Origin of the sequence: Pedobacter yulinensis, assembly GCF_003029735.1 — a bacterium.
GTDB classification, from domain to species: Bacteria; Bacteroidota; Bacteroidia; order Sphingobacteriales; family Sphingobacteriaceae; genus Pedobacter; species Pedobacter yulinensis.
In genome coordinates, this window is the sequence record NZ_KZ686269.1 from 511,146 (window position 1) to 530,021 (window position 18,876).

13 protein-coding genes are annotated in these 18,876 nt (G+C 52.5%); 11 read left to right on the plus strand and 2 right to left on the minus strand.

Annotated features, from left to right (window positions below; genetic code table 11):
• The first annotated feature begins 1 nt into the window (after position 1).
• From C7T94_RS09590 to C7T94_RS09625, 8 genes are all read left to right on the plus strand, one after another.
• Positions 2-1,084, plus strand: a complete 1,083-nt coding sequence (locus C7T94_RS09590; RefSeq protein WP_107215133.1) for a glycoside hydrolase family 43 protein — start codon at positions 2-4, stop codon at positions 1,082-1,084.
• A gap of 87 nt (positions 1,085-1,171) precedes the next feature.
• Positions 1,172-2,245 (plus strand): L-rhamnose/proton symporter RhaT, encoded by a 1,074-nt coding sequence (gene rhaT, locus C7T94_RS09595; protein WP_107215134.1) that lies wholly within the window; start codon positions 1,172-1,174, stop codon positions 2,243-2,245.
• Positions 2,246-2,261: 16 nt separating this feature from the next.
• Positions 2,262-4,379, plus strand: coding sequence for a bifunctional aldolase/short-chain dehydrogenase (locus tag C7T94_RS09600; protein WP_107215135.1), 2,118 nt, complete (start codon positions 2,262-2,264; stop codon positions 4,377-4,379).
• Between the two features lie 13 nt (positions 4,380-4,392).
• Positions 4,393-5,664, plus strand: a complete 1,272-nt coding sequence (locus C7T94_RS09605) for a sugar isomerase (RefSeq protein ID WP_107215136.1) — start codon at positions 4,393-4,395, stop codon at positions 5,662-5,664.
• Positions 5,665-5,687: 23 nt separating this feature from the next.
• Complete coding sequence (locus C7T94_RS09610) at positions 5,688-7,058, plus strand: FGGY-family carbohydrate kinase (protein ID WP_107215137.1); 1,371 nt, start codon at positions 5,688-5,690, stop codon at positions 7,056-7,058.
• Positions 7,059-7,119: 61 nt separating this feature from the next.
• A complete protein-coding gene (locus tag C7T94_RS09615) occupies positions 7,120-8,151 on the plus strand; it encodes a GntR family transcriptional regulator (RefSeq protein WP_107215138.1) in 1,032 nt (343 codons plus the stop codon).
• A 151-nt stretch (positions 8,152-8,302) separates the two neighbouring features.
• Positions 8,303-9,760: a Gfo/Idh/MocA family protein gene (locus C7T94_RS09620; protein WP_107215139.1), complete on the plus strand. Its 1,458-nt coding sequence runs from the start codon at positions 8,303-8,305 to the stop codon at positions 9,758-9,760.
• Positions 9,761-9,769: 9 nt separating this feature from the next.
• Positions 9,770-10,849, plus strand: coding sequence for a Gfo/Idh/MocA family protein (locus C7T94_RS09625; protein WP_107215140.1), 1,080 nt, complete (start codon positions 9,770-9,772; stop codon positions 10,847-10,849).
• A gap of 106 nt (positions 10,850-10,955) precedes the next feature.
• Here C7T94_RS09625 and C7T94_RS09630 read toward each other — a convergent pair whose 3' ends face one another.
• Both C7T94_RS09630 and C7T94_RS09635 read right to left on the minus strand, forming a co-directional pair.
• Positions 10,956-11,666 carry a 3-keto-disaccharide hydrolase gene (locus C7T94_RS09630; RefSeq protein WP_107215141.1) on the minus strand — a complete coding sequence of 237 codons (711 nt, stop codon included), beginning with the start codon at positions 11,664-11,666 and terminating at the stop codon, positions 10,956-10,958.
• A 10-nt stretch (positions 11,667-11,676) separates the two neighbouring features.
• Positions 11,677-13,068: a Gfo/Idh/MocA family protein gene (locus C7T94_RS09635; protein ID WP_107215142.1), complete on the minus strand. Its 1,392-nt coding sequence runs from the start codon at positions 13,066-13,068 to the stop codon at positions 11,677-11,679.
• Between the two features lie 380 nt (positions 13,069-13,448).
• Here C7T94_RS09635 and C7T94_RS09640 point away from each other — a divergent pair, with 380 nt between their 5' ends.
• From C7T94_RS09640 to C7T94_RS09650, 3 genes are all read left to right on the plus strand, one after another.
• Positions 13,449-14,009 carry an RNA polymerase sigma-70 factor gene (locus C7T94_RS09640; protein ID WP_107215143.1) on the plus strand — a complete coding sequence of 187 codons (561 nt, stop codon included), beginning with the start codon at positions 13,449-13,451 and terminating at the stop codon, positions 14,007-14,009.
• Positions 14,010-14,257: 248 nt separating this feature from the next.
• Positions 14,258-15,373 (plus strand): FecR family protein, encoded by a 1,116-nt coding sequence (locus C7T94_RS09645; RefSeq protein WP_107215144.1) that lies wholly within the window; start codon positions 14,258-14,260, stop codon positions 15,371-15,373.
• A gap of 191 nt (positions 15,374-15,564) precedes the next feature.
• A complete protein-coding gene (locus C7T94_RS09650) occupies positions 15,565-18,870 on the plus strand; it encodes a TonB-dependent receptor (RefSeq protein ID WP_162618641.1) in 3,306 nt (1,101 codons plus the stop codon).
• Positions 18,871-18,876 lie beyond the last annotated feature (6 nt).

The following is an 18,876-nucleotide window of genomic DNA, read 5'->3' on the forward strand; positions in this document are numbered from 1 at the left end:
TATGAAGAGTTTTAAGCATATAATTTATACGGCGTTCTGCGTGTTTGCTTTGTCTGCTACGACAATACCGGCGGTGCAGGCGCAATCCAGTAACAATCCTTTGCCAGTTGCTTTTGGCGACCCGTACGTATTGCATGACGGCTCCGGTACATATTACATGTACGGAACCGGGGGCGGTGCGAAGCAGGGCTTTTCGGCTTATTCTTCCCGCGACTTGAAGAATTGGAAACCTGAAGGCCAGGTGTATTTTCATGATAATAAAAATGGCTGGGGTAACGGGGCATTCTGGGCGCCGGAGGTCTATAAAGTTGAGAACAAATACTACCTTTTTTACAGCGCCCAATGGAAACATAATCCCACCAACGAAAAAGAAAACTTCAGGATCGGGGTGGCGGTTTCAGACAAACCAACCGGTCCCTTTACTGATCTGAATGATAGGCCCGTGTTTGATCCGGGCTACCCGATAATTGACGCAAACGTGTTGTTCGACAAGGGGCGGGTATACCTGTACTATTCCCGCTGCTGTTACAAACATCCGGTAGAGAGCGAGGTCGCAGCCTGGGCAAAAGCCAAAGGCTGGTACAATGAGGTGGAAGAGAGCTGGGTATACGGTGTAGAGCTGAAGCCCGATTTTAGCGGCACCATTGGCGAACCCGTGCTGCTGCTCAGGCCGCCGGTAAAAAATGATCCCGCTACCGCCTGGGAAAGCAGGTCGGTGACTTCGCGCGAAGCAAACCGCCGCTGGACAGAGGGTTCTTACATTTTCAAACACAAGAACCTTTACTACATGATGTATTCGGCCAACAATTTTGATGGCGAGAACTACGCTGTGGGCTATGCAACCGGAAAAAGTCCGCTTGGTTTATTTAAAAAATCGCCAGACAACCCGGTACTGCAAAAAAATGGACAAGTCAGCGGCACTGGTCACAATAGCGTTACGTGGGCGGCGGACGGCCGCACCATGTATTGTGTATACCATGGGCGCACGCCTGAAACCGGTCATAAACGCCTGGTATTCATTGATAAAATGCGTATTGATAAAAAAGGAAAGCTGGTGGTCGATGGGCCTACCGTAAAACGTTGAGCCAGGCATTCGTACAAAACCCATGACGGTACATGATGGCGGCAGGTTGTAAAGCGGTTATATTCGTTTTAACCATTTATATAACCTATGCAAGCTATTTTAGGTGTTGTTTTTCACTTTATCGGTGGTTTCGCCTCGGGGAGTTTTTATATTCCCTATAAGAAGGTTAAGGGCTGGGCCTGGGAAAGTTACTGGATCGTTGGCGGTCTTTTTTCCTGGCTCATCGTCCCACCCCTGGCTGCCTGGCTTACCATTCCTGATTTTACTGCGATCATAGGCCATACGCCGGCGGCAGTGCTGGTGCCTACCTATATTTTTGGCCTGCTTTGGGGCATAGGCGGTCTAACCTATGGCCTTGGCGTTCGTTACCTGGGCGTTGCACTGGGCAGTTCCATCATTCTCGGTCTTTGTTCGGTTTTCGGCGCCCTGGTTCCGTCGATCTATTACGATTTTTACCCGCAGGCCGGCAAAGACAGCTTCTCGGCCATGCTGAGCAGCAGCTGGGGTCAGCTTGTGCTGGCGGGGCTGGCCATCTGTGTGCTCGGTATCATTGTATGCGGCAAAGCGGGCGCCATGAAAGACCGCGAGCTCGCCACATCCGGCGGCAGCCAAAACGCCGAGTTTAAGATCGGACTAGGCTTAACTGTTGCCATCATTTCCGGTTTGCTCAGTGCATGTTTTGCCTTCGGTATTGATGCCGGCAAACAGATGGCCAATGAGGCAAACAACTGGTGGAAAGGCTTAAACCCGGGTGCGGGCGAATTCCTGTTCCAGAACAATGTCACCTATGTCATCGTGTTATGGGGAGGCCTGACCACCAACCTGGTGTGGTGCCTTATTCTCAACTTCAGAAACAAGACATTTGGCGATTACAGCAATCGTAAAACACCCTTGCTGCGCAACTATATGTTCTCTGCACTGGCCGGTACAACCTGGTTCCTGCAGTTTTTCTTTTACGGTATGGGCGAAAGCAAACTTGGCAATGGCGCCAGCTCCTGGATTTTACACATGGCCTTCATTATCCTGATCGCAAACTTATGGGGCATTGTTTTACGCGAGTGGCGCGGCGTGTCGCGCAAAACCTACCTCACGGTTAGCGCGGGCATTACGCTCATCATTTTGTCAGTCCTTGTGGTTGGCTATGGAAATTCAATAAAATAAGATAAACAGATAAAATATGTCTCCAAATTTAAATCGCTTTAAACATGTAAGTTATCTATGGGATGATGCGGAAGCTGCCCGGCTTGGGGGGGATGAGGTCGGTTTGCTGATTTACCGGTCCAACCTGCTTGGCGCAGACCTGCGACTCACCAATTACGGCGGGGGTAATACATCATGCAAGGTTACAGCTCCCGATCCCCTGACCGGCGAGCCGACACCGGTCATGTGGGTGAAGGGATCGGGCGGAGACCTTGGTACCCTGAAAAAAAGCGGACTTGCAGCACTCTACCTGAACAGGCTGCATAGCCTGGAAAGCCGTTACCGGGGCATTGAACAGGAGGACGAAATGGTGGGACTGTTTAACCACTGTATTTTTGACCTCGACTCAAAAGCGCCTTCTATCGATACACCTTTGCACGCGTTTCTACCGTTCAGGCACATTGACCACCTTCATCCCGATGCGGCCATTGCCATTGCGGCAGCCGAAGATGGCGAACGCCTGACCAAAGAGCTTTTTGGGGGAACCATTGGCTGGGTGCCCTGGCAGCGACCCGGCTTCGACCTCGGCCTGCAGCTGCGGGCCTGCCTGGCCGCTAACCCTGGCATCAGGGGCATTATGCTTGGTTCGCACGGCCTTTTCACCTGGGGCGACTCGGCATACGAGAGTTATCTGAATACGCTTGAGGTTATTGAGGCGTGTGCAGCCTATATAGAGGGCAGCCTGGGTAAACGCCGGCCGGTTTTCGGGGGGCAAAAGCTCAACAGCCTCCCATCAGACCTCCGGCTCAAACAGGCAGCTGCACTGGCACCTGTGTTGCGCGGCCTCTGTTCATCGGCACAGCCCATGATCGGGCATTTTACCGATGAGGCCCGGGTACTTGAATTTATCAATTCAAACGATCTCGGGCGGCTGGCGCCCATGGGAACGAGTTGCCCGGATCACTTTTTACGTACTAAGATCAGCCCGCTCGTGCTCGACCTCCCTGCAGACGCCGACCTCTCGCGCGAAACCCTGCACGAGGAATTGCTGCCGGCATTCAAGGCCTACCGCGAAATGTATGCAGGGTATTATGCAAGCTGCCGTCATGACAACAGCCCTGCGATGCGCGACGCAAATCCCGTCATCATTCTTTACCCTGGGGTAGGCATGTTCAGTTTTGCTAAAGACAAACAGACCGCCCGGGTTGCCGCAGAATTCTATGCCAACGCCATCAATGTGATGCGCGGCGCAGAAGCCATTTCGGCCTATACGGCATTACCCAGGCAGGAAGCTTTTGATATTGAATACTGGCTGTTGGAGGAAGCAAAACTGCAGCGACTGCCCAGGCCAAAGCCTTTAACAGGCCGCGTGGCGCTTGTAACCGGAAGCGGAGGCGGTATAGGGCGCGCCATTGCGCGCAAGTTTGCTGAAGAAGGTGCCTGTGTTCTGATCAACGATATAGACGAAGAAAGGATTGCTGAAACAGCCGGCTTATTCAGAAGTCTGTTCGGTGCCGACGCCGTAGCAGCATCGCCGCTCAACGTAACAGACCAGGCCAGCATCGACGTGGCATTGGAGACGGCCGCATTGACTTTTGGCGGTGTCGACATCCTGGTCAACAATGCGGGCATCAGTATCTCCCGTTCTGTTGCCGAGCACACGATCGAAGAATGGGACCGCCTGTACGACATCCTGGTTAAAGGACAGTTTATGGTGTCAAAAGCAGTTGTGGCCTGTATGCGCAAACAGCAAACCGGCGGGGATATTTTGAATATCGTATCCAAGAATGCTATTGTTGCCGGTCCCAACAACGCAGGCTACGGCTCGGCCAAAGCGGCGCAGGCTCACCTGAGCAGACTTCTGGCCGCAGAACTGGGTCCCGATGGGATCCGTGTAAACGCTGTTAATCCTGACGCCGTTATTGCCGACTCCAACATCTGGGCGGGCGGCTGGGCCGAAGGCCGGGCAAAAGCTTACGGAATCAGTGTAGAAGAGTTGCCGGCATACTATGCAAAACGTACCTTGCTCAACAAAACCATTCTTCCGGAAGATATTGCCAATGCCTGTTTTGTATTCGTAGGCGGGCTTATGAGCAAATCGACCGGGAACGCGCTCAACGTTGATGGCGGCGTAGCCATGGCTTTTACACGTTAAACAAGGAGAAGACATGCAACTCACAGAAAAGATACAATCCCTGAACGAGCGTCAGCTGGCTGCGCACCGTCATCGTTTTGAATTTCTCGCGGGCCAGCTCAGTTCAACAGCCGATGTGCTGGCAAAGCTGCGTAAATTTCAGGTAGCCATTCCGAGCTGGGCGCTTGGTACGGGCGGAACCCGTTTCGGACGGTTTTCGGGTGGCGGCGAACCGCGCAACCTCAGCGAAAAGATAGCAGATGTAGGGGTGCTGCATGCTTTGAACCGTTCGGGCGGCTCCATGTCACTTCATATTCCCTGGGACGTGCCCGATGACGTCGAAGCGATACGGGCTGAAGCCGGGGCCTGGGGCCTTCGTTTTGATGCCGTCAATTCGAATACGTTCCAGGACCAGCCCGGGCAGCCGCTTAGCTATAAATTCGGGTCGCTGCACCATGTAGACAGCGCAGTGCGAAAGCAGGCGGTCAGGCACAATATCGAGGTAATCAGGCAGGGCGAAGCGCTGAGTTCAAAAGCACTTTCTGTCTGGCTCTCTGACGGCTCGAATTTTCCCGGACAGCTCAATTTTCGCCGGGCCTTCCAGAACACGCTCGAAAGCCTGCAGGAGATCTATGCCGCGTTGCCCGCAGACTGGCAGCTGTGGATCGAGTACAAACCTTTCGAACCCAATTTTTACGCAACGACCATTGGCGACTGGGGCCAATCGCTGCTGCTGGCCAATAAACTTGGTCCGAAAGCGGCTACGCTGGTCGATCTGGGCCACCACCTGCCGAACACGAATATTGAACAGATCGTTTCGCTGCTGCTCATGGAGGGCAAACTGGCGGGCTTTCATTTCAACGACTCCAAGTATGGCGATGATGACCTGACTGTAGGAAGCATCAATCCCTACCAGTTGTTTCTGATTTTCTGCGAACTGGTAGAGGGGATGGACCAGCGGCAAATGGACCATGCAACGGCCATAGGCTGGATGATCGATGCTTCGCACAATGTGAAGGACCCCATCGAAGACCTGCTGCAGTCAGTAGAAGCCATCAAGATTGCATATGCGCAGGCGTTGCTGGTTGACCGTCCAGCACTACAGGTCGCTCAGCAGGAAAACGACACGGTTCGCTGCCAGGAAATTCTGCAGGCAGCCTACCGGACCGATGTGCGGCCGCTGGTTGCAGAGGCAAGGCTGCGCGAAAACGGGGCGCTGGACCCGGTAGGGGCGTTCCGTACCCTGGGCATACGGAATGAGCTGACAGCCAGACGCGGGTCAGATGCGATCGCAACCGGACTTTAATATTTACAAAGCCTGCTGCGAACATGCAAAAACCCGTTGTTGCCATATTTGATGTTGGAAAAACAAACAAGAAGCTGCTGCTTTTTGATGAAGATTACCAGCTGGTTTACGAACGGGCTGCCCGTTTCCTTGAAGTAACCGATGAAGACGGCGATGCCTGCGAAAATCTGGACGGCCTGCGGCTGTCTGTATTTGACTCGTTACGTGAGATTGGAAAGCTTAATGAGTTTACTGTCAAGGCTGTAAATTTTTCTACTTACGGGGCGAGCTTTGTTTATACGGATAACGAGGGCAGGCCGCTTACACCGCTGTACAATTACCTCAAACCCTATCCGGAAAAGCTGAAAGAACGGTTTTACGAGCAGTACGGCGGCCAGGCGGCATTCGCCACGGCTACGGCTTCGCCGGTACTTGGAAGCCTGAATTCAGGCATGCAGCTTTACCGGCTGAAACATGAACGGCCAGAAGTATTTGAAAAAGTGGCCTATGCGCTGCATCTTCCGCAATACATGAGTTTTCTGCTTACCGGCATACCTTGCAGCGACCTGACAAGCATTGGCTGTCATACCAATTTGTGGGATTTTGCAGCCGCCAGCTACCATCCGTGGGTAGCAAAAGAAGGGATCAGGGAAAAACTGGCGCCGATCGTGCCCGCAGATGAGGTATACCCGGCCGTTTTTCCGGGCAGCGGGCTTAAGGTGGGGACGGGACTTCACGACAGCTCCTCGGCGCTGATCCCGTACCTGATCAATTTCCAGGAGCCATTCGTGCTGATCTCAACCGGCACCTGGTGCATTACGCTTAACCCGTTCGATCACAGTCCGCTTTCAGCAGGTGATCTGGAGCAGGACTGCCTGTGTTACCTCCAGTATAAGGGCAAGCCGGTAAAAGCTGCCCGGTTATTTGCAGGTTACCAGCATGAGCAGGAACTGAAGCGGCTCGCGGGCTTTTTTGCCCAGCCGGCGGCAAAGTACCGGCATTTGCGGTTTGATCCGCAGGTGCTTGGCCGCCTGGAAGAACGCTTCCGTTTTAGGCTGGCGGGCCGGCAGCCCGTCGAACCGCTTTTCACAGGACAAGAGCCAGGCCGTTTCAGCGATGATGCCGAGGCCTACCATGCGCTGATGATCGATATTGCGCTGCAGCAGGAACAAAGTACGCGCCTGGTATTGAAAACGCCGGTGCGCCGCATCTTTGTAGACGGAGGCTTTGGCAAGAACGACGTCTACATGAACCTGATCAGCCTCTTGTTTCCCGGGCAGGAGGTGTATGCAGCATCAATGGCCCAGGCTACCGCCATGGGAGCGGCCGTTTGCATTCACCCCCACTGGAATAGCAAATCGCTTCCCAGCAACATGATAGACTTGAAATATTATGCACGGGCGGCAGACCGCTAAATTCCGCTGATCTGAATCATTCAAAAAAAATCCTGATCTTTCGTCCAGACTTGTCGCCGCAATGAAACCCGAACAGAGCATCCAATTTCTTTCCGTTGACGATTACAGCGCCACACCCAAGTACATGCAGTTGTGTAACTCGGTCGTTGCTGCCATTGAGTCTGGCAAGCTGAAAAAGGACGATATGCTGCCCTCTATCAATGAGCTGAGCTTTCAGCTGGAAATTTCCCGCGATACAGCAGAGAAGGGTTACCGGTATTTGAAAAAGATCGGTATCCTGGCTTCCGTGCCGGGAAAGGGCTATTACATTTGCAACGACGCGTTCAAGCAAAAGTTACGGGTTTTCCTGCTGTTCAATAAACTGAGTTATCATAAAAAACTCATTTACGATGCTTTTATCGAAGCGCTCGGCGATGGGGTAACAGTTGATTTTTATATCTACAACAATGATTTTGCATTGTTCAAAAAGCTGCTTACCGGCCGCGCACAGGATTATTCACACCTCGTCATTATTCCCCATTTCATTGATGGCGATGAAAATGCCGTCGCGCTGATCAATGCACTGCCCAAGAACAAGCTGGTTATACTCGATAAGAAACTGCCGGGTATAGACGGGCAGTATGCGGCGGTTTATGAAAACTTCGAAAAAGACATTTATGGCGCGCTGGAGCAGGCCCGCGAAAGGCTGAGCAAATACCATACGATCAAAATCATTTTCCCCAAACGCAGTTATTTTCCGGTAGAAATTCTGCGTGGCTTTTACCGTTTCTGTCAGCAATATGCTTTTGAGCACAGTGTGATCAGCAAACTCGACGAAGAACCGATCGCGAAAGGAGAGGTGTATATTAACCTGATGGAAGATGACCTGGTGCTGCTTGTTGAGCGGGTTATGGCGCAGGGCCTGGAGATGGGCCGTGATGTCGGCGTCATCTCTTACAATGAAACCCCGCTTAAAAAGATCATCGCCAGCGGGATCACCACCCTGTCGACCGATTTCGGCAGCCTGGGCAGGCGGGCCGCGCAATTGATACTGAAACATTCAACGGACCATGTAGAGGTTCCGTTTTCACTGACCCTACGGCCCTCACTGTAGCGATAGTCTCAGGTTCGGCCTGGCATATGGGCGTAGGCTGCATGCAGAGATCTGCGGCGTCGCTGTTAAATCAAACTTTATTTTTCTGTCTGGCTCAAAATCGACAATTTAGCAAATAGCAACAAATTGAAACAAACTGTTTTAAAAAGCCATGAAACCTTCAAAACACACAAAGAACCAAGAAAATTCCAGAAGAAATTTCATCAAGCACGCGGCGGTAGCTGCCGCGGGTTTTATGATCGTACCCAGGCATGTACTGGGCGGTAAGGGCTACCTGGCACCCAGCGACCGCCTGCAGGTAGCGGGCATCGGTGTAGGTGGCAAAGGCCAGTCTGACATCGCCTCTTTCGCCAAAACGGGAAAGGCTGATATCGCTTTTCTTTGCGATGTCGATGACCGTCGCGCGGCCAACAGCATCCGCAATTTTCCGCGGGCCAAGTACTACAAGGACTACCGTGAAATGCTCGACAAGGAGCACCGCCACATTGACGCCGTGTCTGTATCCACACCAGACCACAACCATGCTGTGCAAACCATGGCTGCCATGCAGCTGGGCAAACACGTGTACGTGCAAAAACCCCTTACACACGACATTTACGAGGCCCGTAAGCTGACAGAAGCTGCGCAGCGCTACAAAGTCGTTACCCAGATGGGCAACCAGGGCGCTTCAGGTGATGGTGTGCGGCAACTGCAGGAGTGGCTGGACGATGGTCAGATCGGAAAGGTAGAAACGGTCTACTGCTGGACCGACCGGCCTTTGTGGCCGCAGGGAATATCCTGGCCGGAGCCCGCAGCACAGATACCAAAAGAGCTGGACTGGAACCTGTGGCTCGGTACGGCGCGCGACCTTCGTTACGTTGAAAAACTGGTCCCTTTTAACTGGCGCGGCTGGTGGGAATTTGGTACCGGTGCGCTGGGCGATATGGGTTGCCACCTCGTCGAACCACCATTCAGGATCCTGGACCTGCAGTATCCGAAAGATGTGCAATGCAGTGTCGGCAGTGTATATGTCGATGAATTTAAACGGGGGTACTTTCCTGAAAGCTGCCCGCCTTCGAGCCATGTCGTCATGACCTATGCAAAAACCAAGAAAACAAAGGGCGACCTGACCCTGCACTGGATGGACGGCGGCATCAAGCCTGAGCGCCCGGCAGAACTCGAAGCAAATGAACGTTTTGGCGACAACGGGGTGTTATTTATCGGTACGCGTGGTAAAATGATCTGTGATGTATATGGATCAAACCCAAGACTGCTGCCAACCAGCCGGACCGCCCAGGCCCGCACCAAAAAAACAATAGAACGTGTACCGGGCGGCGCCGAAGGTCACTATGGTCAATGGGTAGAAGGCTGCCTGGCCGGCTATGGCAAAATGAAGATGAGCTCGCCGTTCGAAATTGCAGGCCCGCTTACCGAAACACTGCTTATTGCCAACCTGGCCATTCGCGGTTTTGACATTCGCGAAGCGCGTGCAGACGGCAAAGGGTATAGCTACCCGGGCCGCGATCTGAAAATGATCTGGGACAGCCAGAATATCCGCGTAACGAATTTCGAGGCGGCTAATCAATACATAAAGAGAGAATACAGACAGGGGTGGACCCTTGGCGTTTAATTGCTGCTGATGGAAACTGGAAAAAAAATTCGCGTATTGGTGGTGGGCTGCGGCAATATGGGTGCATCTCATGCGCGGGCCTACCACGAAATGGACGCTTTCGAGATATGCGGGCTTGTAGCTCGCGGCGACAGCAAACAAAGGCTTAATGTCACTTTAAATGCCAATTACCCGTTATTTGACGACTATTTTGTAGCGCTCGAAGAAACTACGCCCGATGCGGTCTGTATCTCGACCTACCCAGACACGCACGAGCCCTATGCCATTGCGGCATTCAGCCAGGGCTGTCACGTCTTCCTTGAGAAGCCGCTGGCAGACACGCCTGAAGGTGCCCTGCGCATCGCCGAAGCCGCCCGTCATGCAGGGAAGAAGCTGCTTGTCGGCTATATTTTACGCTATCACCCATCCTGGCAGAAATTTATCGAGCTTGCACAAGGCCTGGGCAAACCGCTCGTGATGCGCATGAACCTGAACCAGCAAAGCCAGGCAGGTCAGTGGGAGGTGCACCGCAACCTGCTGAACAGCCTGAGTCCGATCGTTGACTGCGGCGTGCATTACATCGACGTCATGTGTCAGATGACGCGCTCGAATCCGGTCAGGGTTCATGCCATTGGCGCGAGGCTCAGCAACGACGTGCCGGCAGACAACTACAATTACGGCCAGCTGCAGCTCACATTTGCCGACGGCTCAGTGGGGTGGTATGAAGCGGGCTGGGGACCCATGATGAGCCAGACCGCGTTTTTTGTGAAAGATGTGATCGGGCCGGATGGCTCCGTGTCTATCGTGGCCAAAAACGCAACCAGCGAAGGTAAATCTGATGAAATCGACGCACACACCAAAACAGAGTCCCTGCGACTGCACTCGGCTAGGCTTAACGCCGAAGGAAAATTTGCCGCAGAAGATACCTGGTTCGACATGAGCGATGAACCCGACCACCAGGAACTGTGCAACCGGGAGCAGCGCCATTTCCTGAAAGCCATCGTAGAAGACCTGGACCTGAGTGAAGCTACTGCCGATGCGGTCAACAGCCTGAAAGTTGCCTTTGCCTGCGATGAATCGATCCGCAAGGAAACAGTGGTAGGCGTGTAGCATTCCAGGAAGATCGTTACAAGAAAAGCCTCAATTCTGAATCAGAACTGAGGCTTTTTAATTTTATGATCACTGGTTGTTTCGAACGGGGCAACCGCTTTTCATATTAAATCTTCCTGATCTTGATGTTTTTGAACCAAACACCCGCCCCATGGTCTTGCAGGGCAATGTGTCCGACCGGGCTCATGCCATAACTTTTGGTGTTTTTCCATTTGCCTTCTGCCTTTTTCTTTTTCCAGTCATCGCTGTGAAAAGTGTATTCTGCGGTCAGCTTGCCATTCAGCCAGTGCTCAACATGGTTGTTCCTGACAATGATCTTGGTTGTGTTCCATTGGCCAATAGGTTTGGCGGCCTCCACCAGCGGCGGGTTAATCGCATAATTGGCGCCTGTTTTTTGCCATGGCTCCAGCTTTCCCGGAAAATTATTGTCATCGATCAGCTGGTATTCCGGGCCGCTCATATAGGTCCTTTCGAAATCCTCACTCACGCGATACAGGATACCGCTGTTGCCCTGCGGACCAAGTTTCCAGTCGGCGGTGAACTCAAAGTCGCCGAACTGCCCTTGCGTAATGATGTCTGCGCGCAGGTCTGACTTATCGGTTTTGCTGCCTTTGCAGTGTAAAGTGCCGTCAACAACTTCCCAGCAATCTGCCGGTTTGTCTCTGAACATGCGCCAGCCAGACAGGTCCTTCCCATTGAAAAGTAGTTCCCAGCCGGCAGCTTTTTCTTTTTTACTTAATGTATTTTGTTTTTGCGCACTTGCAGCGCCGCCAAGGGTGGTCGCGAAAGCAAGGAACAGCCATAATTTTTTCTTCATCTGCTTGTTCTTAAGATTTAACGACCTTAAGGTCTTTCGGGTTCCACTTAATGACCTTTTTGTTAAAATAGCTGTCGTTGCACAGCAGTGCGGGCGCTGCCGCCCGGTAACCGAACAAGGCATCTTCAGCAACTTTGCCGCCGGTACGCATGGCATTGAACAGGTTGTAAAAATGGTCAAAGTGTGCGCCCTTGTAACCTTCTTCGGCTTTATAAACCGTCTGGTCGGGAGCAAGCATTTGTTTGCGGGAGTATGTATAAGTACTGCCGCCGCTGTTCGATGCCTGTTTATTGGCAGCAGCAAGCGGATCGTTTTCATCGACGATGTTCCGGTTGCGGTAAAGCGTTACTTTGTCCCACTCAACCGTCATTGAACCTTCGCTGCCTACCATACGCAGGTAATTGGTGCCGCCTGTGCCGTCCACAAAGTTCACGCGGAGCGACAAATTGAAGGCCGGGTGCAGGTCATTTTCAGGGTAGTCGAACATACCCAGCATAATATCGGGTACTTCACGGCCATCTTTCCAGTAACGGAGGCCGCCGGTTGCCTGGATCTGCTCAGGACCCATTGAATTGGTGATGAAATGCAGACTGGAAAAAAGATGTACGAACAGATCGCCCGAAACGCCTGTGCCATAGTCACGGTAATTTCTCCAACGGAAAAAACGCAGCGGATCGAACTTGCGTTTGGTTGTGTTTTGCAGGTATGTGTCCCAGCCTACAGTCTCAGGCGAGGCATCTGCCGGGATCGGGTACTGCCATGCACCGGTCGGCGACATGCGCGCCCAGAACCCTTCCGCATAATTCAGCTTGCCAATGGCACCATCTTTAAGCAGCGCTTTGGCTTTTTCATTGCCCAGTGAGCTTACGCCCTGGCTGCCCACCTGGTAAACCGTTTTCCGGTTTTTGCGCTGCGCTTCAACAACTGCCGGCCCCTCAGCGATGTCATGAACCATCGGTTTTTCGCAATACACCGATTTGCCTTTGTTCATGGCCTCTACAGAGATCTGCTTGTGCCAAAAGTCAGGCGTTCCGATAATGACAGCGTCGATGTCGCTGCGTTCAAGGATTTCGCGATAGTCTCGGGTAGTAAAGATGTCATTGCCCCAATGCCTTTTTGCACTGCGCAGGCGGCCGTCGTAGAGGTCGCAGGCAGCGACCAGCTTCACACCCGGAACGGTTACGGCTGTTGAAGCATCGGCCGTACCCATGCCACCTGCGCCGATCAGTGCGATCTGGATCTGGTCATTTGCAGCGTAACGTTCTTTCTCACGCAGCATGGCCGTGTAATTTTTTTTTCGGTCGGCTGCGGTAATGATGTTCGGGAAAAGCGAAGCGCCCACTACGCCTGCGGCGAAACGGGTGATAAACTTACGCCTTGGTTCGTCATTTGTGTTTTTCATTGTTTGTTTTTTGATAAGGTGGTTTAGTTTGGGTTCCTGTACGCTTCATGTGTACGCCGGGAATGGCTAAAATCACGATTTTCCGCCATAAATGGAAATAAATGAAACATTTTGAAAGCATTTAAGAGACTGTATCTACTCAGACCTGCCATCGCGAGGCCGTAGCCGGCTGGAATCGGCGCATTTTTACTGTAAAGGGAGCTTTGCCATCGCGATGTAAAAGAAAAGTTACCGTAAAAAAGCCTGCGGCGCGCTTTTTAAGGTAAGGGATTGTAACTGCGCTATGAAGCTGGACATAAAACGAATTAGTAGCTAAATCAAGCGGGATGTTTCGCAAATTTTATTTTTCTGTTATATTCGTCATCTGTATACAGCCAAATATGTCATACCAGGAATTTTCTGATGAAGAACTGCTGGACCTGCTTGCCAGGAATGACCATGCTGCATACCACGTAATCTACGAACGTTACAGTGGCCTCCTGTACATGCATGCCTGGAAGCGCCTGCGCAACCGTGAAGAATGCCGTGACCTGGTCCAGGAAATTTTTCTGGCCCTCTGGAACCGGCGCAGGGAACTCCTGTTGAACAAGGGCCTGAAAGTTTACCTCTATACGGCTGTCAGAAACCGGGTAATCGACCGGTGCGAACACTTGCAGGTCCGGGAGGTATTCCGCTCATCTTTTCGTGCCGTTTTTAATGAAGGCCACAACGTAACCGATCACCTGATCAGGCAAAAGCAGCTTATTCAACTGATCGAAACAGAGGTCTCGGCGTTGCCAGGCAAAATGCGCGAGGTTTTCGAGCTGAGCCGCAAGGCAAACCTCTCTCACAGGCAAATTGCCGAAGCACTCAATATCAGCGAGCAGACCGTACGCAAACAAATCAACAATGCACTGAAGATACTGAGGCCAAAACTCGGTACGTTTTTTACGCTGCTGTAGGTACAAGGTCGCTGACCGGCTTTCGGCCGCCGGCAGTAATCTGCTGTTCACAGCAAATACAGCTTTTCGGAAGGTTAAACGATCCTGAGTTTTCGCCGCCAGCCGGTGGTCGAAAGTCATCACCCTGCCCGAAACAAACCGCGGCACGCCGGTTAAGCTTTTTTCTAAAAAAATATAAAATTCTTCTACCCCCTCAGGTCATGCTTGCCGTCTTCTCTATATAACAGGTGTATGAGCACCTTCCTCAGATGACCAATCAAGAGATCGACCAACTATTTGAAAAATACCGTGCGGGAACATGCAGCCCCGAAGAACGCCGGCTGGTGGAAACCTGGTACCTGCACTGGCAGCCCCAGGCGGGACCCGAATTAAGTCCTGCCGAACTTGAGGCCGATCTGGCTGCGGTTCGTTCCAACCTGCCCACCGGTCGCCGCCCCTGGAAAGGATACCGGTTTGCAGCTGCCGCGGCGGTGGTGTTTGCCATGGTGGGCTTATTCATGATTTACCGGAGCAGCCCGGTAGGTGCAGACAGCCATCGGCGCAGCACGGCCCGTATTTTGCCGGGTGGGAACCATGCTGTACTCACACTGGCCAACGGGAAAAAAATGATCCTCGATTCAGTATCGAGCGGTGTCGTACTCGAGCAGGGCGGGCTTAGGATCAGCAAGTCCAAAGATGGCCTCCTGACGTATTCCGTGCAATCTCAGGCTGGTCCTGCAGCGTCGTCGCCGGCTTACAATACCATCAGCACACCGCGGGGCGGGCAATACCGGGTTAACCTGCCAGACGGAACCCAGGTCTGGCTCAACGCTGCTTCGTCTTTGCGCTTTCCGGTCAGCTTTGCTAAAAGCGAGCGCCGTGTGGATCTGAGCGGTGAGGCCTATTTCGAAGTTTCTAAAGATGCATCCAGGCCATTCCTGGTCGCCACAAGCAGGCAGCAAGTCAGGGTATTGGGCACGCATTTCAATGTGACTGCGTATGAAGAAGAAAGCCGCGAACTGACTACGCTGCTCGAAGGGCGGGTACGCGTGGAGCGCGGACAGGACCAATGGCTCATGAAACCCGGACAGCAACTGAGCAACCAGCCGGGCAACGTGACGGTGCGCAGCCTGCCCGATGCGGAACAGGCCATTGCCTGGAAAAACGGCATTTTCAGTTTCGACCAGGAAAGCCTGTACGACATCATGAATAAAATCGCCCGCTGGTATAATGTTTCTGTCGAGTATCGTGGCGACTTCCGGGACCGCCATTACGGCGGAAATATTTCCAGGTTCAGCGATGTGTCTGAAGTTTTGCAGACCATGCAGCTAACAGGCACTGTGAAATTCAAAATTGAAGGAAGGAGGATCATCGTCATGCATTAACGCTGTCGCTCAGTCGGCCGGAAATAAGAAACGGGAACGTTGCAGCGTCCCCGGATCATGCCTTTCGGCCGGTAAATAATTTAAATCAATCGTCTAAACCAATTTTTTTACTTACCAACCAAATGTATACATTTTTTTATGAGCCACCGCGTGGAAGCAGTCGCCGCGCGGTTCTAAAAATTCTGCTGACCATGAAGTTTACCCTCATTTTTTTGGTTGCTGCGCTTATCCAGGTCAAAGCGGCCACGTATGCCCAGCAAATCAGCATCGAGGTAAAGAATGCACCCATAGAGCGTGTGTTCAGGCTTTTGAAAGAACAAAGCCCCTATAATTTTTATTATGATACCGCCATATTAAAAAACGCAAAGCCGGTAACATTGCGGGCCGAGCAGGCCTCTTTTGAGGCGGTGCTCGAGCAATGTTTTGCGGGTCAGCCTTTTGACTACGTTATCAGTAAAAACACCGTTGTGATACGTGCGCGCCCCGCAAAGCCAGCAGCACCTGTTCATCAGGCTGAAATAACCATTACGGGCCGGGTTTACGACGAAAAGAGTGAACCGATCACGGGGGCAACTGTGCGTGTTAAGGAAACCGGAGCTGTGGCGGGTACCGCGCAGGATGGCCGTTACAGCATCAAGGCCCCGGAAAACGGAACCTTGCAGGTATCGTATGTAGGCTACCTGAGCCAGGAAGTACCGGTAAACCGTAAAACAAGCATAGATATTGCCCTGCAGCCGGCAGACCAGACGCTGAATGATGTCGTCATTACCGCTTATGGCCAGAAACAGCGTAAGATCGAAACGCTCGGCGCGCAGTCAACCCTGAACGTTCAGGAGCTAAAACAACCTGTAGCTAACATTACTACGGTCCTGGCCGGGAGAATATCCGGGCTGGTTGGCGTTCAGCGCAGTGCCGAGCCCGGTCTGGACAACGCCAACCTCTGGGTTCGCGGCATCGCCACCATGAGCAACAGTTCGCCTTTATTCCTGGTCGATGGCGTAGAGCGCGCTTTCAACAACATCGATCCGAACGATATAGAAAGCTTTTCCATTCTTAAAGATGCTTCTTCGACCGCGGTTTACGGTGTTCGGGGAGCAAACGGGGTGGTACTCATCACCACTAAAAAGGGTGCAGCAGGTCGCACAAACATCAATGTAGACCTCTATCAGGGCATTACCGAATTTACGCGCGTGCCGCAGGTGGCAGACGGGGTAACCTATATGCAGATGGCCAACGAGGCTGAAGTGACCCGTGGCCGCAACCCGGTCTACTCCCAGACGCAAATCAATAAAACCTTTACCCAGGAAGATCCCTACCTGTATCCGAATGTAAATTGGTTCGATCAGATCTTCGATAAATTTGGCAACAACACAAAGGCCAATGTAAACATCAGCGGCGGCGGCGAGAAAATGACTTATTACGTTTCTGCCGGCTATTACAATGAAACCGGCTTGTTCACGACCGACGGTTTAAAGCAATACAACTCTGAGATCGCCTTCAAGCGATACAACTTCACCTCCAGGCTCGACCTCAATGCAACAAAAACAACCCGCATCGGCCTGGGAATTAAAGGCTGGATTTCAAATGGCAATTATCCCGGAACGGGCACATCGAGAATCTTTGAAAGCGTGTTCAATACATATCCCATTTTGTACCCGGTCAGCTATCCAAACGGCATCGAACCCTTCACATCGACCGGGGGCGGGCTTAGCCATCCGCTTAGCCTCGTTACCAACCGGGGTTTTGTAACGACGTTCGACAACCAGATCATGTCTGATATCAATGTTGTCCAGGATCTGGGCTTCTGGCTCAAAGGGCTGTCGGCACGCGTGCTGTATTCATTTGATGCCTCAAACAACAACCGCCTGGCGCGTACCAAAAGTCCTTCAACAACCTATGCCCGCGGAAGGGATGCTCAGGGAAACCTGATTTACGAGCCGCCTACCTCAGGTGTCGATTACCTGAACTTTGAGCGCAGCGGCGGCGGCAGCAGGCAGTTTTACCTGGAAGGGGCCATCAATTACAACAATACCTTCGGCAAGCATAAGCTCGGAGCCATGGTTTTATACAACCAAAGCGATCGGGTGAGTGCCAGCGCCACTAGCCTTATTCTTTCCATACCTTACCGCAGTCTTGGCGCTGTTGGGCGGGCAACGTATTCGTACGATGACCGTTACCTGGCCGAGGCCAGCTTTGGCTACAACGGTGCCGAGAACTTTGCACCAAACTCGCGCTTCGGGTTCTTCCCCTCTGGCGCCATCGGTTGGATAGTATCGAATGAGAAATTTTACGGCGGCGCTTCAAAGGTCTTTCAATACCTGAAATTCCGGGCTTCTTACGGACTGGTGGGGAACAGCCGGATCAACATTTTTTCAGACGAGGAACGAAACCGGTTTACCTACATAGACCAGGTAGGCAGCTCGGGTCAGTATTGGTACGGCCGTGACCGCGGCAACAACATCCAGGGCCTTGAATTAACCCGGTATGCATCGGACGTTACCTGGGAAACTGAAAAAGACCTGAACCTGGGCCTCGAGTTCAGGACATTTAAAAACGCATTGTCTCTCCAGGTAGACCTGTTTAACCGCGACCGCGACAACATCTTCCTGCAGCGGGGTTCGGTGCCTTCGTTTGTCGGCCTTGTGGGCGACCTTGTTGGAAACTTGGGCAGGGTGAACAGCCGCGGGGTCGATCTGACCGGCGAATTCAATAAGAACTTTGGCAGCGTAAGCGTAGGCCTGCGGGGAACGTACACATACAACAAAAACAAGATACTGGAGAATGACCAGGCTATTCAGCCGTACGACTACCTGGACAGGCGCGGCCAGGCGGTAGGCCAGCGGTTTGGCTATATAGCAGATGGCTTTTATACCCAGGCTGAGATCGACGACCCGACTGTTCCGCGCACGACCGGCGTGGTGCAGGCGGGCGATCTGAAGTTTCGCGACCTGAATGCCGACGGGGTGATCGACGCCAACGACTATACAGCCATCGGCAAAAACGATGTGCCGCAGGTTGTGTATGGCTTTGGTACGACCATCGGTTACAAAGGCTTTTCACTGGGTGCGTTTTTCCAGGGCGTTGCAAAAGTCGACCTTTATCTGTCCCGCGATTTTATGCCTTTCCGCAACGGTTCCGCACGCGGAAGCCTGTACAGCAACATTGACGACCGCTGGACTCCTGAAAACCCCAGGCAGGATGCCTTTTATCCGCGGCTTGCTTACGGCAGCGATATCAACCAGAACTATTCGTCAGACAACAGCCACTGGCTTATGAACGGTTCTTTTCTGCGGCTTAAAACGCTTGATTTTGGTTACACACTCCCGAAAACCTGGCTTAAGGATTTCGGCGTGCAGAACATGCGGCTGTACTTTATCGGTTATAACCTGCTTACGATCAGTCCCTACAAAATGTTCGACCCTGAACTTGGCAACGGTACCGGCGCCCGCTATCCCAACATCACCACCTACAGCCTTGGTTTAAATGCAAACTTTTAGCACCGA